This is a genomic window from Candidatus Poribacteria bacterium (genome assembly GCA_028820845.1).
Taxonomy (GTDB): Bacteria; Poribacteria; WGA-4E; order WGA-4E; family WGA-3G; genus WGA-3G.
Map to the genome: position 1 here is coordinate 13,304 of JAPPII010000019.1, position 25,098 is coordinate 38,401.

Consider the following 25,098-nt stretch of genomic DNA (forward strand, 5'->3'; position numbering starts at 1 on the left):
CTCTTTACACTTTGGGAGGAGTCAATTTCTTTCAGAGAAAAAGAATTCTTGACGTTGGGTTTATTAACCGGACTGACTTATGGACGGAATGCCCACACAGTATTGAACCGACTTGAATATCTAATTCAAGATAGGCATAGACTTTTTTTGCCTGTTGAAAACAGTATCCTCAGACGAATCAATGAATTTAAGCAAATTTATCCTCTTGAAGGGAACTTTGCGTTTTTGGCAGAAAATGATATTCGTCTTAAAGGAACACGGGTAGGTATTGAAACTATTCTATACGAATATATTCACAATAACAAAACACCAGTCGTCATCGCTGATCACTACTATACCCCCACACTGGAACAGGTTTACGCCACGATCCTATATTATCTTCAAAATCAAGAAAAAGTTGGTACATATCTGGAGGATTATCTGAAATATTGCCAAACGGCACAGGAGGAATACGAGAAAAACCCGCCTCCCGGTGCTGTTCGCTTGCGTGAACTTATAGCAGAAAAGGAAGCAAATTCTGATGGACCCGATCCCACCAATCCAGAAAACGACACAGCAAGTACAACACAATCTTCATCCAAAAATGAACAGGAATAAAGATGCGTCGGTTTCTGATAGACGAAAATATTTCTCCGGAATACCGTACGCAATTGCTGAGGCGTGAGCCATCATTGACAGTCTTAGCTATAGGTGATGAAGGTGCTCCTCCGAAAGGCACACAAGACCCAGAAATCCTTAAGTGGTGTGAACAGAATAATTTCATCTTGGTGACAAAAGATCCGAATACCATTCCAAAACATCTTTCTGACCATCGGGAAGCAGGGAACCACGTCCCGGGAATTTTAATGGTTAAGAGTAGTGGGTCAATGGGAACGATTCTTGACAATCTAATCTTAATCGCTGGTGCATCCAACGAAGACGAATATATTGACCGAATTACTTACATCCCACTTTAACAACGAACCCGAGTTAATGACATCACCGGACTCCGCGCGATCTGCTTAATTCGCCAAAAATTGCCACTGTATAGGTTGAATTAGTAAAAATAATGCCATGAATAGTATAAATTTCCCAGAACATTGGAATAGACCTTCGGGATGCGTTCACCGACCCCGAGAATGGCTATCTATTTCGGATAAGAGTCTCCCACGATAACCCGACACAATCTTCGCCAGAAGTCATCCGTCGCCGTGAAATCTCTGAGGACATGCTCCCGCTTCCAGGTGAACGTCTTGGATTAAAAACTGATACACTACCGGCACTCAGTAATCCTACTGCAACTTAGATATAGTTATGTCAGAACGTTCAGCAGTGCAAGACCCACTCCTCAAATACGCTAATGAAATCGGTTGGCACGCTATTTCACCATCAGAAGCCCTTCAAATGCGAGGCGGCGATACCACTTCGCTCTACTTCACCGACATCCTACACGCACAACTCATGAAACGCAACAGAGGCGTATTGAGTGAATCCGAGTGCGCAGATGTCATGCAGCAACTGCGTTCCCTCACACCGACACTCGAAGGAAACCGAGAGGCACTTTCATGGCTGCGCGGCGAGCAAGCAACCTTCATTCAAAACGAGAACCGCAATCGCAATGTCCCCCTGATTGATTTCGAGATCCCGGACAACAATCTATTCCACGTAACCGATGAATGGGAACAACAAAGCACCGTCCACCGCAACCGCGCCGATGTCGTATTCCTCATTAACGGGATCCCCGTGGTAGTCGTTGAGACGAAAAACACCAACAGACCCGACGGCGTAGCACTCGGTGTCGAACAAATCCGCCGCTACCACACCGAAACGCCAGAGATGTTCACCACCGCGCAAATCTTCGGCGTCACACAACTGCTCGACTTTTTCTATAGCGTGACGTGGAACACCAGCCGCAAAAGCCTGTTTAACTGGAAAACCGACGAAGTTACCAATTACGAGCAGAAAGTCAAAACCTTCTTCGACCGCGACCGCCTTCTAACAATCCTACAGCAGTTAATCATCTTCCAGAGCAGAGACGATCAGCTCACCAAAGTCGTGTTGCGTCAACACCAGACCCGCGCAGTCGAAAAAGTCATTGAACGCGTCCATGACCGAAATAAACGGCGCGGACTCGTTTGGCATACACAGGGCAGCGGTAAAACCCTCACCATGATAACCATCGCAGCCCGTCTCCTACGCGGTGGACAGCAGACAGAAAAACCCACCGGGCTGATGGTCGTCGATCGCAATGAACTGGAGAGCCAACTCTTTAGAAACATCACCGGCTACGGTATCACAACAGTTAAGGTCGCCCAGAGCAAAGACGACCTTGAGCGAATTTTAGCCGCCGACCACCGAGGCTTAATCGTATCGATGATTCATAAGTTCGACAAGAGACCCGAGAACCTTAACACCCGTGAAAGCGTGATTGTTCTCATTGACGAAGCACACCGCACCACCGGCGGCGATTTCGGGAACTATCTCATGGCAGCCCTACCGAATGCAACCTACATCGGTTTCACCGGCACCCCGATTGACAAACTCTCCAAAGGCGAAGGAACTTTTAAGGTTTTCGGTGTAGACGACGAACAAGGCTATCTCGACAAATACGCCATCACGGAATCCATTGAAGACAGCACGACGGTACCGCTGAATTATGCCCTTGCCCCGTCTGACCTACGCGTTGCGCGCGAGACATTGGAACGCGAATTTCTAAGCCTTGCAGTCACCGAAGGGATGAGCGATCTTGAAGAACTCAATGCAATTCTTGACCGCGCCGTTCAACTGAAAGAGATAATGAAAGCACCTGACAGGATAGACGGCATCGCTGCCGCTGTCGCTGAGCATTTCCGCGAGAACATAGAGCCGATGGGCTTCAAGGCGTTTCTCGTCGCTGTAGACCGAGAAGCGTGTGCATTGTACAAGCAGGTACTGGATAACTATCTACCCCCGGAGTATTCGGAAGTCGTGTATTCCCCTTACCATCAAGATGCTGAGGCTCTGAAGGCACACTATCGTACTTCAGACGAAGAAAAAGAAATTCGCAAAAAATTCATCAACAAAAACGAACATCCGAAAATTCTGATTGTAACGCAAAAGTTGCTAACCGGCTTTGATGCACCTATCCTCTACTGTATGTATCTCGATAAACCCATGCGCGACCACGTTTTGTTACAGGCAATCGCACGCGTCAACCGACCTTACGAAGATGCCGATGGCTTGGTAAAGTCCGCCGGGTTCGTCTTAGATTTCGTCGGTATCTTCGAGAACCTCGAAAAGGCACTCGCATTCGATGCCGACGATGTGACAAGCGTCATTCGCAATCTTGACGTACTTAAAAACGATTTCGCCAAGCGAATCCGTGAGGACGCAGCAGCATATCTACTCTTTACCGAAAACGTTGACAGAATTCGTCATCGTCCACGAATTGATCCATCTCCTTGTCCCAAATCACGGCAAACTGTTCAAGAGTTTCATGTCCGCATATCTCCCCGATTGGGAAGAGAGGCAGAACCGTTTGAAATCTTTTTAGCCGGAACCACTTCATTGTAGAGCCGACCTCCGAATTACGACCGTTATCTGTCGTCTAACATCCTGCAAATCCTCTAATCCTGCAAATCCCGCTTCTGACAATAAAAGCATGGTCCCAAAAGACCGCGCTTCTTATACCATTTCTAAAAGTTTATCTCGCATTAACCGAACCCACTCACACCACACCCGGTAGGTGCGGTTTCTAACCGCACCGAGCATCGCTGAAAAATAGTCAACCTTTTAAGAGGAATTATCAATTAGAATTGGTATTAGTTTCCAACCGCTGACTGCCAACCGCTGATAGCCGACTGCTAATAAAGTTGCGTTTTTCCTTGCATTTGTGTCACAAATTATGCTAAACTATAGCAAATTATCACAGAGACCCCAGTTTGGGAAGCATCTACAGCAGACAGAAGTATCAGATTGCTGGCGTGGCTTGCCCTGCAAAAAATAAATTATTCGCAAAATTGTAGAAAGTGTGTTAAACTTTGTCGTAAAGTCATCCGTTCCTGTCTGAGGAGACGTTCAAAATGTACGATAAGAAGAACCGTAAAATTGCTGACGTAAGCCCCGACACACGTGATATGTTTGCTGAGCATGACGAGGAACTCGAAGAAGAACTCGCGTCTGAAGAAGAGGAGGCGAGTTCCGGTTACACCTTACAACTGATTCACCACATTATTGCCGAGACCCCTGTTGATGACCGGCGCCGTCGATGGCTCCTTGAACTTCGGCGTTCGATCCTCAGTGATGAAGGTGAATTTCGTGAAAGAATCCACGCCATTCAGCAGGAAGCACTCCGTATCCACGCCGAGATGGAGGCACAGATCGAGAAACTTACCTCACCCGCAAATCGTATTGGTACATTGCTTGGATTGCCCAAAGAAGACATCGCCCGTGTTATCGTCGGCGGTTCCGAATACTACGCCAATCTCGATACACAATTAGACCCGAAAACCCTCAAAAAAGGGTTTAGCGTTCTACTCAACGAGGCGTATGTCGTCGTCGGGGAACTCGGATACAACGATGCCGGGCCTATCGCAAAAATAGCGGATGTCATGCCAGATGGACGGCTCCGTATCGGTCAAGAACCCAACGCACAATCGATTATCCTTGAACGCTCCACCGACCTCGCTGATGCAAAACTCAAGCCCGGCGATGAAGTACGGATTGACTCCAACTCCCGAGTCGCTCTGGAATACCTTGCTGCCAAAGAAACAGATGCTTATGCACTTGAGGCTGTTCCCGATATTCCTTGGTCGAAGGTAGGCGGACTTGACGAGACCATCCAAAGAATTAAGGATACCATTGAACTGCCAATCCTCCATCCTGAACTTTTTGAACGATTCCAATATAGCGCACCAAAAGGTTTTCTGCTCCATGGACCTCCGGGATGCGGAAAGACGCTCATCGGGAAAGCCACTGCCTATAACTTAACGCAACGGCTCCGAAAAGAGAGCGGTGAGGATATTGAAGGCTGTTTCCTTCACATCAAGGGTCCTGAGATCCTCAATATGTGGCTCGGTGAATCCGAACGGAAGGTGCGAGAGATTTTTCAAATCGCCCGCGAGAAAAAGGATGAGGGCAAATTGGCGTTCGTCTTTATAGATGAGGCAGAATCCATCTTAGGCACGCGGCGCGCCCTGAGATCCCATAGTATCTCTAATACCCTCGTACCTATGTTCTGTGCAGAGATGGATGGCATTGAATCTCTACAAGACGTTGTTATTATCCTCGCAACGAACCGTCCAGATCTAATCGATCCCGCCATTCTAAGACCGGGACGGATTGATAGAAAAATTAAAGTAACCCGGCCAGATGCAGATGCCGCAAAAGACATTTTCCGTATCTATCTCACGCCGGAACTACCCATCGCAGCAGAGGAACTCCTTGGTGCTGCAGACGAGGAGAGTTCAGCGGATACAGTACCAGATCTGATTCCTGCTGAGAAGGCTGTCGAAGATCTAATCGCACAGATTGTTGATGAAATGTTCCGTGAGAGCGAGGAAAACCGATTCCTTGAAGTCGCACTCCGAAGTGGTAGACGCGATATCCTCTATCGCGGACATCTCTGTAGTGGCGCAATTATTGAGTCAATTGTACAGCGAGCCAAAGAAACCGCACTCAAACGCGCAATTCAGAACCCCGAAAAAGAAAGTGGTATCTCACGCGCAGACCTCTTAGACGCACTTGCTGCCGAGTATCGTGAAAGCGAAATCTTCCCACCAACGGAAGCGACAGAAGATTGGCTCAAACTCCTTGACTACGATCCTGCCAATGTCGTCAAGGTTACGCCTATCAAACTTGAAAAACAGGAGCGGCGCAAAACTTCAGGATCCCGCGTGATTTAATAACCATCAGTCGTTGGCAGTCGAAAACCAAGAGCAGCGTATGGCGATTGCGAACGTTTCTAACTGCCACAATGATCTGCTGACTGCTGATAGCCATAAAAATATGGAAAGACTTTTTGGAATTGAAACTGAATACGGGATAACACTCGAAAATGAGTCAAACATTGATGCTGTTAAGCAATCAATTGAGTTGATAAAAAGTTATCGTCAGGAAGATTTTCGACCGGTGTGGGACTACCGTGGGGAAGACCCGTTTCGAGATGAACGCGGTTTTCGCGCAGACGCTCTCTCCAACCATCCTGATGAAAAGGAGGAGGCGGCACGCGACCGCGAACGCAACAAGAAAAATCGACTCTCTTTCGCGGAGATTAAGAGCGATCACATCCTCGTGAACGGCGCACGCCTTTACAACGACCACGCACATCCCGAGTATTCCACGCCCGAATGCAAGCGTCTGTTTGAACTCGTCGCACACGATAAAGCCGGCGAACGTATCCTACAGCGATGCGCTGAAACCCGCAGTGAGAAACTTGGAAAACGTGTCCTACTCTATAAGAACAATACCGATTTGCACGGGCATAGCTACGGGTGCCACGATAACTATCTCATGGCGCGGGCAGTCCCATTTGAGAAACTCAAACAGGGCATCATGCCCTTCTTTATCACGCGTCAAATCTTCGCCGGGGCAGGAAAACTCGGCATCGAAACGGAAGCCGGACTCGCAACACCGGGACACTATCAACTCTCTCAGCGTGCCGATTTCTTTCACGTTGAGGCAAGCGTTGATACAATGCATAACCGTCCTATCGTTAACACGCGGGACGAACCGCATGCGGATCCGTCGAAATATCGTAGGCTCCATGGGATTGCTGGCGACGCAAATATGTCGGAGTACGCAACCGCACTCAAAGTCGGTACAACCGCACTCGTCATTACACTGATTGAACAAGACAAGATTCCTGAGAGTCTAATACTCGCAAATCCGATTGATACCATCAAAACTGTATCGCACGATCAGACGTATCGCTGGATGGTGATGACGGCAGACGGGAAGACGATGTCCGCTATTGACCATCAGCGCCAGTACCTTGCCCTCGCACAGAAGCATCTCGATGAGAGTGTCGGGCTTGAGATTGACTGGGTGCTCACTGAATGGGAAGATACTCTCAACGCACTTGAAACGGATCCCATGACACTCGTTGACCGACTTGATTGGGTGGCGAAGAAATGGCTACTCCAAACCTTTGCGGAGGAAGAAGGTATTGCTTGGGATGACGCATGGCTCCAGAGTCTGGATTTAGAATATCACAATATCAATCCAGACGAAGGACTATACTACGGGTTCCCGATGCGGCGCATCGTCACAGACGAACAGATTGAGGCGGCACTTCATAATCCGCCTTCTGGCACGCGGGCTTATTTCCGAGGGCGTGCCGTCGATCGGTTCAGTACCTCTATAAAAGCCATCCAGTGGGATAGTATTACCTTTACCGTCAACGGACGCACGCACGAAGTCAATCTCAACGCACTCGCCGATGCGGAGATCGCAAATCAGTATAATAAGACACTTGATGAATCGCCTGACGTTGGAACACTTATTAAGAAATTGCGTTTATAAATTGCGGTTAACGGTTAGGTTGCTGCGCTTTTAGCAAACAGACAACAGCGAAAAGTGGAGCGTAGCGGAACGCCCTAATCGCGAATAGCCAACTACTAAAAAGGAGAGATAAAATGGCAACCAAACTTATTGCACAGCTCGAACGCAAGCAGAGAGACACGAAACCAATCGGTCCCGGCGATGGTGATGATGATAGCAGTGGACCGAAACGCCAGAAAGTTAGCAGACCCGATACCCAAGAACTTCTCAAACGGATGCGTAGGGTTGACAAAGATCAATCCCGTCGCTATCGACAGAGAACCGGCGAATAAAGAAATTGGCAATCAGCCGTTGGCAGTTGGCAAATGGTTTCCATAGACCAACAGCCATTAGCCAATAGCCGTCTCGCTGAAAGCCGAAAGCCATTAAGAAATGTCAATTAAAAACACAATAAACCACAAAGGAGACTTTCTCAGTCTTTTGCAACATGCAAACTACCCCCTACAGGTAGGTTTGCCATCTGAAACGCAGCAGCACGCAGATATTGAGATCGCACACAGCACGACTGTTGTTGCTGTCCGCTATCGAGATGGGGTTATGATTGCGGGTGACCGGCGGGCCACTGCCGGCACTGCTGTCATCTATGACCGCGCTGAGAAAGTCTTACAGATTGATAGGCATTCTGTACTTGCCATTTCGGGGTCACCCGCGATTGCTTATGAGATCGCGCGGATACTTGAGCATTCATTTCAATACTTTCGCCGCAGCCAACTCCAAGAGTTGAGCCTTGAAGGCAAACTCCGGATGCTGTCCCGACTCATTCGCGATAACTTGGCGATGGCACTCCAAGGCATCGGCGGTGTTATTCCGATTTTTGCCCTCTATGATCTGGAGGCACCTGAGGCGGAAAACGGCGGTAAGATTTTCTTCTATGATGCACTCGGCGCGCACTTTGAGAACGTTAACTTCGCCACAACCGGTTCTGGCTCCATCTGGATTCGCGGCGTACTACGTTATCTCTCTCGTTTTGGTGAGACACCCTTGCAGGAGATGGATGAACGGCAAGCAACCATCACAATCTTGCGACTCTTGGATACCGCAAGTGAGTATGATGCCGCAACCAGCGGTTACAACGCACGGGCACAAATCTTTCCGACCATCAAAACCGTAACCCGCACGGGTGTCGAAACCCTTTCTAATGAAGACTTAACCGAATCTTACGCTGAAGCGCAACCGGTTGCAGAAGCAGTTTGAAACACACAACTAAGAGACCTATATTCGTACTTAAGTTCGTAGTAGGGCGATTCATCGCCCGTTATAGCGAGGCACATAACCAAAAAATGCGAGATGAACCCTATCGGTGGATAGAAGCAATTCAAGACAGGCGAGATTACATTGAAGATCAACTCCGAGTCGGTAGTCCCGTTGTAGGTCTTACCTATAACGAAGGAATGGTACTACTCACTATCGGCAGAGGACAACGCAAGATTTTTGAGGTGCATGACCGGATTGCGCTCTCCGCAATCGGACATCCGGCTGATATTGAACGGCTACGGATGCTTGTCACCGATACCGCCAGCGTCCAAGGTTTTCAAAACGCCACCGAAGATGTCAATTTACACCGGCTAACCAACTTTGTTTTAGCACATACCTTCAAGCAGGCTTTTGAATCCATCGTTGGTGAAGCCTACATCATTAAAATGTTGCTCGCTGAACTCGGTAGGACTTCAGAACAGAACCGATTTACCGGTATCAACTACGATGGGAATGTCCGAACCGATGCAGCTTTCTCTGTTATTGGCGGAACCGAAACAATCGAAACCGGGATGCAAAACTATCTTGCCGCCGCACCTGAGGAGGCGGATAGAGATCTCGCTGATGCACTTCGACTGGGCTTAGAGGCGTGGGCAATCGGCAAAGAGTTAAGTTCAAGAGAACCCGAAAATATGGAACCTGAAGATACTCGGATAGACACCGAACAGATGCACGAAATCATTAGCGTCGCAAGAGAAGATGGTGAAATTGAGGCAGGGGTTTTGGAAACCACGCAGTCCGGGACCAGTAAATTCCGATTGCTGAATACACCAGAAATTGAAACCGCCCTTCCATAAATTTTGAACTTCAGCAGATAGACCTTTATAACACAGAGGGAACCATTATGTCAAAAAACATAAAAGCAGCTCCCACAGTCGTCTATCCCGAGTCCGATGGTAAACCTATGGCTGAAACCGACCGACACCGAAGACTCATCATGGATTTTATTCTCATGCTCGAAGACCATTTCAAGGACAACAACGATGTGTATGTTTCGGGTGATTTGCTGATATATTATGAAGAAGGAAACATCTATAAATCCGTGGCACCCGATGTGTTCGTCGTCTTTGGGGTCAGTAAAAAAGACCGACGGACCTATCGAACCTGGGAGGAAGGACACACGCCAGACTTCGTGTTAGAAGCAGCGAGTCCAAGTACATATAATAAAGACATAACCGACAAGAAAGAACTCTACGCCTCTGTTCTTGGGGTTCGTGAGTATTATATCTATGATCCTTATGCAGAGGTACAACCACATTTCCAAGGATACCGACTTGTTGATGGGACGTATGAAGCGATAGAATTTATAGACGGACGTTTACCATCTGTTGTGTTAGGTCTGGAGTTAGGCGAACACAACGGGGTCTTAAGTCTATACGATGAAAATCGCTCGGCATGGATTGCACCACCTAAGGAACGGGTTGCTGCCGCTGAAGTCCGCGCGGAAAATGCCGAAGCACGTGCTACCCAAGAAGCACAGGCACGCCAAAGTCTTGAAACCCAACTTGCCGATGCTTTAGGACTTCTTGAACAACTTCAAAAAGAAAACAATGACGGATAATATTCCTGTTGAGCCGTAGAGTAATTCACCTGACCCTCATGCTAACCTCCTTGTAATAGGTAAAGATTGTGAACAAAAGAATTTTTGGAATCGAAACTGAATTTGGATGCATGACGCGTGCTGAGCAGATACGCGGCACCTCTGAAGGGGTCGCCGCGCGAGTCCGAGACTACGTCTTTGACGCACTGGAACTCGGGCTCCGAGACATCCACTACCGCGACTGGGGCGAACCCCCCGGGAACGGTGGATTCCTCTTTAATGGCGGCCGCCTCTATATCGATATGGGGCATCTCGAATACGCAACGCCTGAGTGTGCAAGCCTATTTGACCTCGTTGCCTATGATAAAGCCATTGAGCGCGTCATCAATAGCATTCTTGCCGATACGGGGTTGCCGACTGCTTTCTTCAAAAACAATATCGATCATTTTACAGGCGCAACCTTTGGGTGTCATGAAAACTTCCAAGTCAGTCGCGAAGTCCCGTTTTATCGCGTCGTCATTCCAACGCTGATGCCTTTTTTCGTTACCCGACAGATTTACGCAGGTGCCGGTAGAGTCGGGGCTTACGATGAGATGATTGAGTTCGCTGACTTTCAGGACGAATTCGGCGAGCAGCAGTATTATCAAATCTCACAACGCGCAGACCATATCGTTACTGAAATTTATGAATGGATTCAGTTCAGCCGAGCCATCATCAATACCAGAGACGAACCGCTCAGTGATTACACGAAATATCGGCGACTTCATCTACTCGTCGGTGATTCTAATATGTCGGAGTACGCAACTGCGCTCAAGGTCGGCACTACAGCCCTCCTCCTCTCGGCAATTGAAACGTTTTATGAAAGGCACGGCGAGAAGTTACCGCTACCTGCCTTTGAACTCGCCGATCCAGTCTACGCAATTCGGCATATCTCACGCGATAATACTTTCACGTGGCGAATCGAATTGAAATCTGGAAAAACGATTTCCGCCGTTGATTTACAGCGGGAGTACCTCTATTTCGTTCAATCCTTTGTCACCGAACGGGACGAGGAAACAGAATGGGTGTTCTCGGCATGGGAGTCTATTCTTGACGATCTTGACGGCGATTGGCAGAACGTCATCCCCCGTGTTGATTGGGCCGCTAAAAAATGGCTCCTTGAGACCTTCATTCAGGAAGAAAAACTTGATTGGGATGACCCGTGGATTAAAAGTCAAGATCTTGAATACCATAACATTGATGTCGAAAGCGGGCTCTACTACGCACTTCAAGAACACGGACAGGTAGAGCGCGTTATCACTGATCAACACATTGAACACGCTATCGACAACGCCCCACAAAATACACGCGCAAAAGTCCGCGCATTCCTGATGCGCACGCTCACACAAAATCGGATGCCTTGTATCGTTGACTGGCATCAAATCTACGCCGGACATACGGAATATTTTGAGATGAAAGAACCTTTTGACACCAACGTCGCGAAAGCACAGAGATGGATTAAAAGAGTTCAAAGACGACCGACACGCAGTTGAGAAAAATCATAATTAGTTTTCAGTCTGGTTTGCTACGCAAATCTTTCAGTTGTTTGTTAAAAAGCCGTTGGTAGTGTTGAGTCAGGCAACTACCACATACATCTTTTAACCGAAAACCAACAACTAATAACTGAAAACCATTAAAGGAGAAAAAACCGTGGCAGAAAACAGATGCATACACACCGATTGCGAAGGATTTTATCGGCGCGACTTTCTGAAAGCGGGAGCACTCGGTCTTTTCGGGTTAAGTCTCACAGACCTCTTCCGCCTTAAAGCACATGCCGCAACACCCCGTCGAGTGAAAGAAACCGCTACATCTGTTATCCTGGTGTGGTTAGGGGGCGGTCCCAGTCATCTTGATATGTGGGACCTCAAACCCGAAGCACCTGAAGAAATTCGTGGGCTTTTCAAACCAATACCCACAAATGTCAACGGCATACAGATTAGTGAACATCTCCCGAAACTTGCACAACAGACCGATAAGCTTTGTATCATCCGTTCGATGACCTCTCCAGAAGCTGCCCATGAGCGCGGCACGCACTACATGATGACGGGTTATCAACCACTACCCGGATTCGCTGTGCCGGGATATGGGGCAGTTGTCTCTAAACTCAAGGAACAGCGCAGTGCCTTGCCGCCATATATCGCTGTTCCCGCACCCGTTGCTTACGGTGGCGGCGGGTTCTTGGGCGCATCACTCGCACCTTTCTCACCCGGCGGAAATCCAGCGAGCAAGAACTTTAAAGTCCGTGACCTACAACCGCCAAAAGAGGTCTCTTTTGAACGTGTCGAAAGACGGCGTTCTTTGAGGCAAGCCGTTGATGCTGCTTTCAAAAAATATGAGACGGGCAACCCTACTGCCGAAGCGGTCGATGAATTCTACACCTCCGCTTATAACCTCATGAGTTCCACGGATGCCCGCGCCGCTTTTGATCTCAGCAACGAGACCAACAAGACACGTGACGCTTATCAACGCAACACCTTCGGGCAGAGCTGCCTCCTCGCGAGGAGACTCGTTGAAGCCGGCGTTAACTTTGTTACCGTCAGTAACGGTGGGTGGGACAATCACAACAACATCTTCTCATCGCTGCCGGGAAAACTCAACGGTTTCGATCAGACGATGGCTACTTTAATCGCCGATCTCAGTGAGCGCGGACTTTTGGAAACAACACTCGTCCTTGCTATGGGTGAGTTTGGCAGGACCCCTGTCATCAATCGAAATGGTGGGCGTGATCATCACTCCCGCGTCTTTTCGATGATGTTAGCCGGAGGCGGGGTCCAAGGTGGACAGGTCATCGGTGCTTCGGATCCACTCGCTATGGAACCCGCTGAAACCCCAGTCCGTCCGGAAGACTTATCGGCGACACTCTATCAGGCACTCGGTATCGACTACAATGAACACCTCGAGTCGCCCGATGGCGTTCGCATTGTCCTCTCACGCGGTGGTAAGCCAATTCGCGGACTCCTCGCGTAATTAGTCATCAGGTCGCTACGTTTTCAGTTTATAGTTGTTAGTTATAGTGAATTCCATAATTAATTGGACACTTCTTTTGGAGCGCAAACTGTTAGTTTGCGGGTTCTCCAACCTGACACACAAACTAACAGGAATCAACGACAAGTGTTTACAGATTTTCGGGATTTGCTGTAAATCGTGTGGCAGGGGAAAGGGTCTCTAATTGCCACAACGACCTCTTAACTATTAACTATTGACTATCTACTGATTGCCAACCGCTAACAGCCATTGACGAGGATTCGCCATGCGTAAAAGACTTCCCTATGTAGGAATGGTGCTGGCGGTGTTCTACACTGCCTTCGCAACGCCTCTCATCTCGGTTTCCGCTGAGCCGCTATCCCCGATTTGGTCCATTGAATTCAGTCCCGACGGCAAGACAATCGCTGTCGGGAAATATCAGTGGATTGAACTCTGGGACTTGGAGACGCAACGCCTTATTCATACGTATGAACCACACGCTGGCGAAGTCCGAGGCCTCAAATTCTCGTCGCAAAATGCTTCCAATACCGAAAATCAGCAAGCAACACCTTTAAGGCTCTATGCAAGCGGTGGGATCGCTGCGCAAAGCGGTGAAATACGGGTGTGGGATGTTGATTCTGAGGAGCTGATAGACAGCTTTGAGATTCACGGAGATACCATTGAATCTATTGCCCTCAATCCAAGCAGCACAACATTGCTCACTGCAAGTATGGATGAATTCAGTGCTGTCATTGATTTAACGCTACTCTCGGATGCTACGACGCCGATAGACGAACACGCGAAATGGCTCACCCAACACGTTGGAAGGGTCCTCTGTACATTGTATCATCCTGAAGGCGCTTATTTCGTCACCGGTAGTGAGGATAAAACCATAAAGGTATGGCATCCCGACACCTTCAACGTCTTAGTGAACTTTGATGCGAATGATGATGCCGTCTATAGCCTCGCGTATTCCGCCAATGAGGGTGTAATAGTCTCTGGCTCTGCTGATAACACTGTCCGGACTTGGCGTGTTGCGTCGGCTGAAAATGGCGAAGGGGTCCCGATGGAACAAGACGCGCTGCGAATGACTGGAGCACTTGTGCGAGAATATAATGGACATCAAGGTGCTATCTATAGTGTTGATTGTGGAATGGTCTCCAGGCGAGCAAATAATCGGATGGCTGTCATCGCATCGGGGAGCGCAGACACTTCTGTAATTATATGGAATCTCCGTTCCGGCAACCGCTATAGGACCTTTGACGAATCAACCGATGCCGTTTATGCCGTCCAGCTTAGCCCGGACGGTGAACGCGTTGCCGCAGGCGGACGCGACGGTAAATTAAGAATATGGAATCTCCGAAAACGCACCTTAACCCACGAATTCTAAAGTTGGTTTGTCGTTTCCCTTCAGTTGTGATATACTTGTAACTATCCAGCTTGGTATGACTCAAAAGTAACACATTATAGGAGGAATTTATGACAAAGAGGAGATCAGATGAGAATATAACTAAGGGGTATGAAAACTATCTCGCTGAAAAAGAACAACAATATAGTAGAGAGTTATCTGAGGTAAGATCGCACTTAGAGGAACGGGTTAAAGAAGTCAAGACAGACCTTGAGAAAGACATTAGAGAAGTCAAAACGGATCTCAAAGATGACCTTAAGGAAGCCAAGGCAGATCTTAAAGGGGACCTCAAGGACATAAAAACCCAAGTAATGGGTTTAATGGTTCTCGGCGTTACAAGTCTTATTGCCCTCATAGGCATCATTGTTACCCTACTTGTTCAAAAGTAGCAAAGGAGATTAACGATGTCAGAAAGAGCACCAGGATTTGAAGAATACATCCCTTCTCGTTTAGAATGGCTAACAGTCATGCTAAATTCTCTGGTTCAATACGTCAATGCCGCGAATCAATCTGTTCAGTACATATACATCCCTGAAAACGATGGAAAGACGATTCTACTGCTTATCAAGCACGACGATAATTTAGAACCAGAAAACTTAAAAACGTTTGAAGATAACGCTATAAATCTTGCAATGGATTTCGCGAAAAGTTACAAATGGGATTCGTGGATTAACATTCAAACGCAATTTGATCCTGCCTCTAAGCCTTCTTGAGAATTCAGAATTTGGGGTGAATGCACATCAATACTGGGGACTGTTCTCATGAAACAATATAATCTCACAATCTGCTCCGAAACCGCGTTACAAAAGCACAAGTCCTATCTCTGTTGTTTACCGATTTTCACGCTGTTGTTTGCTTTTGTCAGCGTGTTCGCATTCGCACAAGGCACCCCGCGGCTCAATTCACTGTTTCCAGCCGGTGGACAACTCGGAACGACCGTTGAAATCGCCATCCAAGGTTCCGATTTAGAGGACGCGCATACCCTCATCATTGAAGGAGATCCCGGAATTACCGCCCAACTTCACGCAGGCGGCGGCGAAGTCGATGATACCCATAAACCCGTCTTTGAGGCGAATTGTGGGCAGTGCCACGAACTCCGATCCCCGAACAACCGATCAATGACACCGGCGCAGTGGCAGGCGACTGTTCAGCGGATGGTTACGGAAAAGGGCGCGGAAATCGGCACTGAGGCACAGACCCAAATTGTCGCCTACCTCACATCCGCAGCGAGAGCCAATGCCGGGTTAACCGCTGAGTTGACTATTGCACCCGACGCACCTGTTGGGCTTCGCGAGGTCCGAATCGTCGGTAAGCACGGCACCTCCACCGCCTGGCCCTTTGAAGTGACCCAGATCCCAGATGTCGTTGAGACTGAATCGAATAACACCCCTGAAGCCGCTACTACTATAGAACTACCGAGCCTCATTAACGGGGTCATTAATCCGGGTGGCGACGCAGATTATTACGTCTTTGAGGGAACGCAAGGACAACGGTGCATATTTAGCGTTAAGGCGTATCGCCTCAACAATATCAGTCAACAATTCTTCAATCCGACAATCGCTATTTTCGATGCGAAAGGTGTCGAAATAGCGCGCAGCAACGGGTTCTACAGTCTTGATCCGCTGCTTGACGTGACGCTCCCTGCCAACGGTCCATATCTCCTCCGCATCCGAGACCTATTATATCGCGGCAATCCAGATTCCGTTTATCGTCTAACAGGTGGCGTTCTGCCTTACAATACTTATCTTTTCCCAGCGGGCGGCACGGTCCCTGGTGCCGAGCGGCGACTCGAAGAAAATGCTGAAATGTTTTATGGACCGCCTACGCCTCCCGAACCTAACATTATTCAGTGTGTTGTTGGTGGTGAAAATCTCTCAGAAACCGACTGGCAAATCGAAGTAACCGCGGACGAGCAACCCGGACTCAAACAAGTCCGCACCCCCTACGGCATTTTCCCGTTCATCGTCAACACGCACTCCGAGGTTGTTGAAGAACAGATTGAGTCCGAGTTCACGGTTGATGAGTTTGCTGTCCAAGCAGGCACGACACAATCCAATGAATCCCAAATCCTCTTTGAAACCAAATGTAGTGCCTGCCATGAGCTCCGTTCTCCGAGCAATCGCGCGCTCTCTACCGAGGAATGGGAACGCACAATTACACGCATGGCGAATAAAGAAAACGCCGATATTACACCCACAGAACGCGACCGAATCATCGCTTTCGTTGCCCAGGAAGCGCAACGGTTAGGGGAACTCATTGCCCGTCAACTTGAGCACGCACAGCAAATCACAACGCCAGGGGCGGTCAGTGGACGCATCTCAGAACCCGGTGAGATAGATTACTATCGCTTCACCATTTCGGAAGGCACAAGCCTCGGTCCATGGTGGGTAATTTTTCCGTTTGATAACATCAACGAAACCGGATTTGATACCGTTTATCCACCTGAAACCGAGATTGACCTTGATAAAGAATACATCGGCAAAGACGGACGGAAAATCGGGTGGTATAAAACCGATAGAAGAGGCGAGAACGTCTTCTCAAACGTCCCTGAAGACGATGTCACAGGCTATGCCTTAACCTACCTTGAATCTGACCGAGATCAGAACTATCTTTTATCCCTCGGTTCTGACGATACAATCAAGATATGGGTGAACGACGAACTTGTTTTTAGCAAATACGTCCACCGTCCGCTCCGTCGTGCCGATGATGTTATCCAACTGCCGGTCTCCAAGGGCAGGAATAAGATTCTCGTAAAAGTTACCAACGGATACGGACCGTGGGGGTTCTTTGCAGATATAGGCGGGTATTCGCTGACCGCATCCGCTGAACTCCTGAACTCACCGCTCAGCCCATCCCTTACACTCCTTGATTCAGAGGGGCAGGTCTTAGCAAATAACGCAGGCATCGGCGGTAGACGCAACGCCATCATTGACTACAGTTTCAACCAACCCGGTGTATATGCTGTTCGCATTGAGGACATCGCTGGCAACGGGGGTGCCGGATACGTCTATCATTTAGATGTCCGTCCAACAACGCCCGATTTTGCTATCTCTGTGACACCCGATAACCCGAATGTCGGGCGCGGCGGAACCGTCCTCTTGGAAGTTACACTCCAGCGGCGCGTCGGATTCACAGAGCCAATACGACTCTCTGTTGAAAACTTGCCACCGGGTATCACCGCAAGTGAGGGCGCGATTCTCTCCAGCACAGGAGTCACGCAAGGATACATAACGCTGACTGCCGCACCCGATGCCGAGTTGACGCACCGCGTCGTTCAAGTCGTCGGTTCCGTTACAACGACTGCCGGTAACGAATACCAACGTGCCGCAATGCCGGTTGAAATCTATCGCATTCAGAACAACGATCAGACCGTTCAGCGGAAGAACGTCGTCGTCAGTATTACGGAAACGGCACCGATTATTCTCTCTACGATGTTAGGTAAAGATGGAAATTCCGAGGTCTCCACAGAACCCTTAGAAGTCGTCGTTACACCCGATGGAACGATTGACATCACCGTCAAAGTTACCCGACAGCGCGGGAATCGGCAGAACCTGAACCTCACTGCTGTCGGTCTACCCTTAGGTGTGCGACTCCAGCGACGAACAACCGTTCTCCGAAGGAATCAGACCGAGGCGACCTTGACGCTTGTGCCGAATATTATTACCACTGGCACCGGGGGCAATCAGTTGCGGCGCAATCCTTTCGCCGGTACGCAGCAATCACTTCCCTATACCATCGTCATCAACGCAGCAGTTGGTCAGCGGCGCGTCGCCAGTAGCCCCGGCATTAAACTCTGGCTCGGAAACCCCAGCAACACGTCTCAAGAGGCACCACTCGGAGGGAATTAAACAAATCTCTTTATAGTGAATTCCATAATTGATTGGACACTTCTATTGTACCACAAACTGTTGACTATAATTTTTCACGCGTGTTGATCGCTTCAGGACACCCCATTGCATCAATTGCATGTTTGATCTCGGCGAAACAGAAAACGCCGTCGGTGCCCATTCAGGCGAAAAGTCCAAACCTAAATCATCCGTCAACTGACGCGGGTCGCCACCGGCTGCTTTGATAACGTAAAGACTTCCATCCGCAATAGATACGAAGACAATTGACTGTCCATCAGGTGCCCATGACGGATCTTCACTCGCCAGCGTCCCATCCGTCAATTTTTGAACCTTTTTCCCATCTGTATCGACTGTGAACAACGTTGGCGTTGCCACACCGCCAAGTGCCTCACTGGAAAAGCAAATCTCTTTCCCGTTAGGTCCCCATGCCGGGTGTGTCGCCGATACTTGCGTCAGTGCCTCCTGTTTTTCACCCTCAGCGGTCATCACGTGTATGCCACCGATACCGTCCTGGGTTGAGCGAAACGCGATCCATTCTCCATCTGGCGACCATGTTGGGTTTGAGTTGTGACCACCTTTGCTTGTGAGTTTCTGGACCTTCTTCCCATTTGTATCCATCGTGTAGATGTCTGTATCCGCCGCGTGATCGCGCCCTAAGTTAGAGGCGAAAGCAATTGTGCTGCCATCCGGGGACCAGGCTGGATCCAGATCGGTTGCTTTATCGTCTGTCAGCCGTCGTTGTTCTTTTGTGTTCAGTTCTATCACATAAATTTCTGGATTCCCGTCCCGTTCTGAGACATAAGCAATAAAACGTCCATCCGGCGACCATGTTGGCGAATAGTCGTCAGCGCCGTGTTCCGTTAGGTTGATGAGATGTTCACCGTTCGTATCTATGATATAGATGTCAAGATTTCCCGCCCGATCAGAGGTAAAGGCGATATCTCCAGCACTCGATATGTTTATAGCGAATAGACTGAAAAGTATCAGTGGTAAATAAAAAAGTTTTTGTTTCATTACTAAAATTTCTCCTACTGCAATAAATTTTGTACCCCTTATTTTTTATAGTACCCTATTTAGCATTGAAAAATCAATCTATTCGGTAGCGACATAGGGTCGTTTAGTTTTATACATCTACTTTATATATGTGTCCATTTTCTTCTGTAGGAGCGAGCTGTGCTCGCGACATTGCGGCAAAAACGTTAGCATCTGTAAACGAAATGAAAATCAAATAGCCCTCGTGGCGACATTTGAAGTCATTCAGTTGACTTGTAAGAGAGATCTCCGAATCCCGATTCTGAGAATAAAAATAAATTTGACATTCTCTCGATAGTGTGTTATCATTAAAATCTGTGTCGTAAAATCAGATTTAATTTGGCAAAAATTGTTTTTAATAGTATACTTCACATTCGGTAAAATAAATTTGACATTGTTGGCAACTTTGTGGTATACTTAATCTCTATCGTGTGAGTGGCAATTCAGCAAAATCTACCTTTTTGGAAAATTTCTGAAAAATAAATTTGACATTCACAGATTTTTGTAGTATACTTAATATGCTCTTGTGGACCAACTGCTCAAAATAGGAGCGTCGGTTCTAAAAACCGAAGGCGAGGTGCAAATCCTCCCTTGGTCGATTTTCGGAAAATAAATTTGACATTTGTATCGTGATTGTGGTATACTTAAAAACATGCCACGTGGGGGTGTAGCTCAGCTGGGAGAGCAACTGCTTTGCACGCAGTAGGTCAGCGGTTCAACTCCGCTCATCTCCATCGCCTAATAAAATAGGCGTTGTTCTTTGACAATTGCATAGTAATAATGAAGGGTAAATCGGTAGAATAATATCACCTTATCAAGCTACTAAGGGCTTACGGTGGATACCTTGGTGCCAGGAGACGACGAAGGGCGTGACAGGCTGCGATAAGCTTCGGGGAGCCGCTTAATAGGCTATGATCCGGAGATTCCCGAATCGGGCAACCGAGCAGGTTAATCCCTGCTACTCGTGTTTACACGAGGGAAAACCAGGAGAAGTGAAACATCTCAGTACCCTGAGGAAAAGAAAGAAAACCTCGATTCCCCCAGTAGCGGCGAGCGAAAAGGGAACAGCCCAAACCCGGTATATGTTCAAGCCTGAACGCGTTGTATGCCGGGTGTTGCGGGGTTCGTTGGGTGTGGGTTCAGACACACCGGAAGTGACCGTGCCGCTAGCTTAATGCCTCTGGAAAGAGCAACCGGAGCGGGTAAAAGTCCCGTGAGCGAAAGCGGTGGCGCACTTCTTAACGGGTACCCCAAGTACTACGGGATAGGCAAACCTGTAGGAATCCAGGAGGACCACCTCCTAAGGCTAAATACTCCCTGGCGACCGATAGTGAACGAAGTACTGTGAAGGAAGTGGTGAAAAGTTCCCCCATTAGGGAAGTGAAAAGTCCTTGAAACCGTATAGCCTACAATCTGTGGTAGTGCTAAGTCACGAAAGTGACACGCATGACCGCGTGCCTTTTGCATAATGAGCCGGTGACTTACTCTGTGTAGCAAGATTAAACATCTTTGATGTGGAGTCGCAGCGAAAGCGAGTCTGAATAGGGCGAACAGTTGCATGGAGTAGACCCGAAACCAGGTGATCTATCCATAGGCAAGGTGAAGCACACGTAAAAGTGTGTGGAGGCCTGAACCCACCAATGCTGAAAAATTGGGGGATGACCCGTGGATCGGAGTGAAAGGCTAATCAAACCTGGTGATAGCTGGTTCTCCCCGAAATAGCTTTAGGGCTAGCCTTATGTGTTCGACTGTGGCGGTAGAGCTCTAATTGGACTCGCGGCCCCACCAGGTTAGCAACTCCAGTTAAACTGCAAATGCCATTGTCCTAAGCATGGGAGTCAGTCAGTAGGGGATAAGCTCTATTGACGAAAGGGAAACAGCCCAGACCATCAGCTAAGGTCCCTAAATGCGCGCTAAGTGGTAAAGGATGTTTTGTTGCTGAGACAGCCAGGATGTTGGCGTAGAAGTGGCAATCATTTAAAGAGTGTGTAATAACTCACTGGTTGAGCGACTTTGCACCGAAGATTTCCGGGGCTAAGCGCGCTACCGAAGCTATGGATGTCCCGTAAGGGATGTGGTAGGGGAGCGTTCTATAGTAGGACTGAAGGAGAATCGTGAGACGCTCTGGACGAATTAGAAGTGATTATGCCGGCATGAGTAGCGATAAAACAAGTTAGAAGCTTGTTCGCCGAAAGCCTAAGGATTCCTGAGCAAGGCAAATCCTCTCAGGGTTAGTCGGATCCTAAGCCGAGGCCGAAAGGCGTAGGCGATGGGAAGCAGGCCTAATATTCCTGCACCACCATGACACGGATGAAACTAGGGGCGACGCAGACATTAAGGACTACCAGCCGATGGATGCTGGGTTAAGCCCGTCGGAGTGCACCAGGCAAATCCGGTGCAACACACTCCCCAGGGTGAACAGGATTCCGTAAGGATGCAAACTGTCCCCGCTGTCTGCCAAGAAAAGAACCTCGAGTGGACAACTCGTGGTGACCGTACCGCAAACCGACACAGGTAGGCGAGGAGAGAATCCTAAGGCGCTCGAGAGAACTCTCGCTAAGGAACTCGGCAAAATTACCCCGTAACTTCGGGAGAAGGGGTGCTTCGAGTACATAGTGATATTGAAAGAAGCCGCAGTGAAATGGCCCATGCGACTGTTTACTAAAAACACAGGTCTCTGCTAAATCGTAAGATGATGTATAGGGACTGACGCCTGCCCGGTGCCAAAAAGTTAAGGTGAGGAGTTAAGGGTAACCGGACGCTCCGAACTGAAGCTCTGGTAAACGGCGGCCGTAACTATAACGGTCCTAAGGTAGCGAAATTCCTTGTCGGGTAAGTTCCGACCTGCACGAATGGCGTAACGACATGGGCACTGTCTCGGCGAGAGACTCGGCGAAATTGTAATACCGGTGAAGATGCCGGTTACCCATACCAAGACGGAAAGACCCCGTGAACCTTCACTATAGCTTGATATTGGGTTTTAATGCTGCATGTGTAGGATAGGTGGGAGACTGTGAAACTGGGGCGCCAGCTTCAGTGGAGTCGCCCTTGAAATACCACTCTTGTTGCATTGGAATTCTAACTCCGACACGTGAATCCGCGTCGAGGACAGTGTCAGGTGGGTAGTTTGACTGGGACGGTCGCCTCCTAAAATGTAACGGAGGCACCCTAAGGTTCCCTCAGCGCGATTGGAAACCGCGCGTAGAGTGTAAAGGCACAAGGGAGCTTAACTGCGAGACGGACACGTCGAGCAGATGCGAAAGCAGGGCTTAGTGATCTTACGGTGCTGTGTGGAAAGGCCGTAACTCAATGGATAAAAGGTACTCCGGGGATAACAGGCTAGTCGCCCCCGATAGCTCACATATACGGGGCGGTTCGGCACCTCGATGTCGGCTCGTCACATCCTGGGGCTGCAGCAGGTCCCAAGGGTTCGGCTGTCCGCCGATTAAAGTGGCACGCGAGCTGGGTTTAGAACGTCGTAAGACAGTTCGGTCCCTATCTGGTATGGGCGTAGGATATTTGAGAGACGCTGCCCCTAGTATGAGAAGACCGGGGTGGATGTACCTCTAGTGAACCAGTTGTCACGCCAGTGGCACCGCTGGGTAGCTATGTGCAGAACGGAGAAACGCTGAAAGCATCTAAGCGTGAAACCATCCTCAAGATAAGATATCCCACAACGTTAAGTTGGTAAGGCTCCTTCGAGATAAGAAGGTTGATAGGCCAGGTGTGTACGCCGTGTGAGCGGCTCAGCTAACTGGTACTAATAAGCCGAGGGCTTGATAACTCCTTATTCTTCTACCGATATTCTTCCTGCAATTGTCAAATATTCTTGTACCCGCTCAGCAATACCAAAACGCTGGGCTGGACGAAAAATTTTCCGGTGGCTATAGCGAAGGGGTTCCACCCGTACCCATCCCGAACACGGTAGTTAAGCCCTTCAGCGCTGATGATACTTCGGGGGCAACCCCGTGGGAAAGTAGGTCGTCGCCGGGATTTTTTTATTAAAGGGCAAATTTAGATTTTATTTCCAAAAATTAAATCAGAGAATAAGAGAGGAGAATTTACGAAAATACAAAACTCGATTATCGCTAACCTCAAGTTACAACCATGAGCATTCCGGTGGTACAACACATCATTATGGCACTTCTACGAACACTATTACTTATCGTAGTTGTCCGTAACTTTCAAAGTGTAAATGTGGTTTCGTAATTCACCATAAATCATGAGGGTTTGGTTATGCTAACTTATAGGGTCTTGTTTATCACAGCGATTATTTTGGTTTGTATCAGCACAGCGTTTTGGGGCTACTTGGAATATGATCGACATCAATTCCAGAAGAGCCTTCCTATTTTTCAGTCCGAATCCCAAACATCGAAAAATGAAAAAAGGCAAGCAACAGCAGTGCCGGAAGCAGCCGAAATGCCCGACCTTGAGAAAGAACCTGACCGTTTTACTGAGCAGGATGATACTGCTTTGAACGAGGCAAGTCCGCCAGAGATGGAAAAACAGGACGAGGCGAGTGAGAGTCTACTTATGGAAGATGCACAAGTGCCCGACTGGGCTCTAGAGACATCAGCCTCAGAAGTTTCAGAACAACACCTATGGCAGGATCCAAACACGAGTCCTATCAACGCTAATGAACTCTCGCCAGCAGAGTACGAAGTCTACTACCGAGACCAACTTCGCAAGGAATATGGAGACCTTCCAGAGATAGATGTTTATGTGAAACTTCATCGACACATCGTCGCCGAGAGGAAACCTCGCACCTTGGATGAGCAAATACGGTTTGATGAATTATCAGCCTTTTTCTATCCAAGTGTTGAGAATGAATTGGGAGTACAGGAACTTAAGGCCCTACGTGATCAAGTCGGAGGGGATGTGATTTTTAGAGATGCAGAAGACATATCCATAGAAGAATAGAGATGTCGTTGGTATTTCCGGTGGCTATAGCGAAGGGGTTCCACCCGTACCCATCCCGAACACGGTAGTTAAGCCCTTCAGCGCTGATGATACTTCGGGGGCGACCCCGTGGGAAAGTAGGTCGTCGCCGGGAATCCTATCAAAAGGCAGGTTCATCACCTGCCTTTTTTGTGATCCGCTTCTCCTTGACTCGGCACCGCACTTTGTGCTACAATTCCTTAACTCGAAAATAAGAAGTTTATAAGGTCCTATGAAATTCCTATTCACATTTACTTTGCTATTGGGTCTCGCGACGCTTGCCTACGCCGCCAAACCCCCAGAAAATATCCTCAAAAACGGAGATTTCGACCTCAACCTTGAGGGATGGCACCATTGGACACATGCCGAGGCCACCGCACTCTTCCAAACTGAAGGCAAAAAAGCGGAACCCATCGTCGGGAAAAAAGCCGTTTATATCAAGATTAGTAAGGCGGGCGAGTTATGGCACATCCAATTCTATCAGCAACCCTTTACGTTGGAAAAGGGTGTGTAAATATTTTGTCATCAGGTATTGAGTGATATATGTGTTGAAAGTA

18 protein-coding genes, 1 tRNA gene, 3 rRNA genes and 1 pseudogene are annotated in these 25,098 nt (G+C 48.4%); 22 read left to right on the forward strand and 1 reads right to left on the reverse strand.

Annotation, left to right across the window (positions count from 1 at the left end):
• Positions 1 to 195: 195 nt before the first annotated feature.
• The 16 genes and pseudogenes from OXN25_05010 to OXN25_05085 all read left to right on the forward strand — a co-directional run bounded on the left by OXN25_05010 (position 196) and on the right by OXN25_05085 (position 18,571).
• The gene (locus tag OXN25_05010) at positions 196 to 597 is read left to right on the forward strand and encodes a hypothetical protein (GenBank protein MDE0424210.1); all 402 of its coding nucleotides are present in this window, start codon (positions 196 to 198) and stop codon (positions 595 to 597) included.
• 2 nt (positions 598 to 599) lie between these two features.
• The gene (locus OXN25_05015; protein MDE0424211.1) at positions 600 to 956 is read left to right on the forward strand and encodes a DUF5615 family PIN-like protein; all 357 of its coding nucleotides are present in this window, start codon (positions 600 to 602) and stop codon (positions 954 to 956) included.
• A 337-nt stretch (positions 957 to 1,293) separates the two neighbouring features.
• Positions 1,294 to 3,252, forward strand: a pseudogene (locus OXN25_05020) (HsdR family type I site-specific deoxyribonuclease).
• A gap of 88 nt (positions 3,253 to 3,340) precedes the next feature.
• Positions 3,341 to 3,511, forward strand: a complete 171-nt coding sequence (locus OXN25_05025) for a M48 family metallopeptidase (protein ID MDE0424212.1) — start codon at positions 3,341 to 3,343, stop codon at positions 3,509 to 3,511.
• A gap of 529 nt (positions 3,512 to 4,040) precedes the next feature.
• Positions 4,041 to 5,861, forward strand: coding sequence for an AAA family ATPase (locus OXN25_05030; GenBank protein ID MDE0424213.1), 1,821 nt, complete (start codon positions 4,041 to 4,043; stop codon positions 5,859 to 5,861).
• 40 nt (positions 5,862 to 5,901) lie between these two features.
• Positions 5,902 to 7,479, forward strand: a complete 1,578-nt coding sequence (locus OXN25_05035) for a proteasome accessory factor PafA2 family protein (GenBank protein MDE0424214.1) — start codon at positions 5,902 to 5,904, stop codon at positions 7,477 to 7,479.
• A gap of 113 nt (positions 7,480 to 7,592) precedes the next feature.
• Entirely contained in the window at positions 7,593 to 7,790 is a 198-nt protein-coding gene (locus OXN25_05040) for a ubiquitin-like protein UBact (protein MDE0424215.1), read from the forward strand.
• 148 nt (positions 7,791 to 7,938) lie between these two features.
• Entirely contained in the window at positions 7,939 to 8,712 is a 774-nt protein-coding gene (locus OXN25_05045) for a proteasome subunit alpha (GenBank protein ID MDE0424216.1), read from the forward strand.
• A complete protein-coding gene (locus tag OXN25_05050; GenBank protein MDE0424217.1) occupies positions 8,709 to 9,569 on the forward strand; it encodes a hypothetical protein in 861 nt (286 codons plus the stop codon). The genes OXN25_05045 and OXN25_05050 overlap by 4 nt, the downstream gene beginning before the upstream one ends.
• 47 nt (positions 9,570 to 9,616) lie before the next feature.
• Positions 9,617 to 10,333 carry a Uma2 family endonuclease gene (locus OXN25_05055; GenBank protein MDE0424218.1) on the forward strand — a complete coding sequence of 239 codons (717 nt, stop codon included), beginning with the start codon at positions 9,617 to 9,619 and terminating at the stop codon, positions 10,331 to 10,333.
• A gap of 68 nt (positions 10,334 to 10,401) precedes the next feature.
• Positions 10,402 to 11,844, forward strand: coding sequence for a proteasome accessory factor PafA2 family protein (locus tag OXN25_05060; GenBank protein MDE0424219.1), 1,443 nt, complete (start codon positions 10,402 to 10,404; stop codon positions 11,842 to 11,844).
• Positions 11,845 to 12,001: 157 nt separating this feature from the next.
• A complete protein-coding gene (locus tag OXN25_05065; protein MDE0424220.1) occupies positions 12,002 to 13,318 on the forward strand; it encodes a DUF1501 domain-containing protein in 1,317 nt (438 codons plus the stop codon).
• 283 nt (positions 13,319 to 13,601) lie between these two features.
• Positions 13,602 to 14,705 carry a WD40 repeat domain-containing protein gene (locus tag OXN25_05070; GenBank protein MDE0424221.1) on the forward strand — a complete coding sequence of 368 codons (1,104 nt, stop codon included), beginning with the start codon at positions 13,602 to 13,604 and terminating at the stop codon, positions 14,703 to 14,705.
• 89 nt (positions 14,706 to 14,794) lie between these two features.
• Entirely contained in the window at positions 14,795 to 15,112 is a 318-nt protein-coding gene (locus OXN25_05075; protein MDE0424222.1) for a hypothetical protein, read from the forward strand.
• 15 nt (positions 15,113 to 15,127) lie between these two features.
• Positions 15,128 to 15,436 carry a hypothetical protein gene (locus OXN25_05080; protein MDE0424223.1) on the forward strand — a complete coding sequence of 103 codons (309 nt, stop codon included), beginning with the start codon at positions 15,128 to 15,130 and terminating at the stop codon, positions 15,434 to 15,436.
• 48 nt (positions 15,437 to 15,484) lie between these two features.
• On the forward strand, positions 15,485 to 18,571 hold the full coding sequence (locus tag OXN25_05085) for a hypothetical protein (protein ID MDE0424224.1): 3,087 nt from the start codon (positions 15,485 to 15,487) through the stop codon (positions 18,569 to 18,571).
• 42 nt (positions 18,572 to 18,613) lie between these two features.
• Here the strand turns inward: OXN25_05085 and OXN25_05090 are convergent, their stop codons facing one another.
• Complete coding sequence (locus tag OXN25_05090; protein MDE0424225.1) at positions 18,614 to 19,585, reverse strand: DPP IV N-terminal domain-containing protein; 972 nt, start codon at positions 19,583 to 19,585, stop codon at positions 18,614 to 18,616.
• A gap of 679 nt (positions 19,586 to 20,264) precedes the next feature.
• Between OXN25_05090 and OXN25_05095 the strand changes: the two genes are divergently transcribed.
• The 6 genes from OXN25_05095 (at position 20,265) to OXN25_05120 (ending at position 25,055) form a co-directional block, all read left to right on the forward strand.
• Positions 20,265 to 20,337, forward strand: a tRNA-Ala gene (locus OXN25_05095).
• A 78-nt stretch (positions 20,338 to 20,415) separates the two neighbouring features.
• Positions 20,416 to 23,387 (forward strand): 23S ribosomal RNA (locus tag OXN25_05100).
• A 92-nt stretch (positions 23,388 to 23,479) separates the two neighbouring features.
• Positions 23,480 to 23,596, forward strand: a 5S ribosomal RNA gene (gene rrf, locus OXN25_05105).
• 243 nt (positions 23,597 to 23,839) lie between these two features.
• Entirely contained in the window at positions 23,840 to 24,523 is a 684-nt protein-coding gene (locus OXN25_05110) for a hypothetical protein (GenBank protein MDE0424226.1), read from the forward strand.
• Between the two features lie 16 nt (positions 24,524 to 24,539).
• Positions 24,540 to 24,656: ribosomal RNA gene (rrf, locus tag OXN25_05115) — 5S ribosomal RNA — on the forward strand.
• A gap of 117 nt (positions 24,657 to 24,773) precedes the next feature.
• On the forward strand, positions 24,774 to 25,055 hold the full coding sequence (locus OXN25_05120) for a carbohydrate binding domain-containing protein (GenBank protein ID MDE0424227.1): 282 nt from the start codon (positions 24,774 to 24,776) through the stop codon (positions 25,053 to 25,055).
• Positions 25,056 to 25,098: the final 43 nt, after the last annotated feature.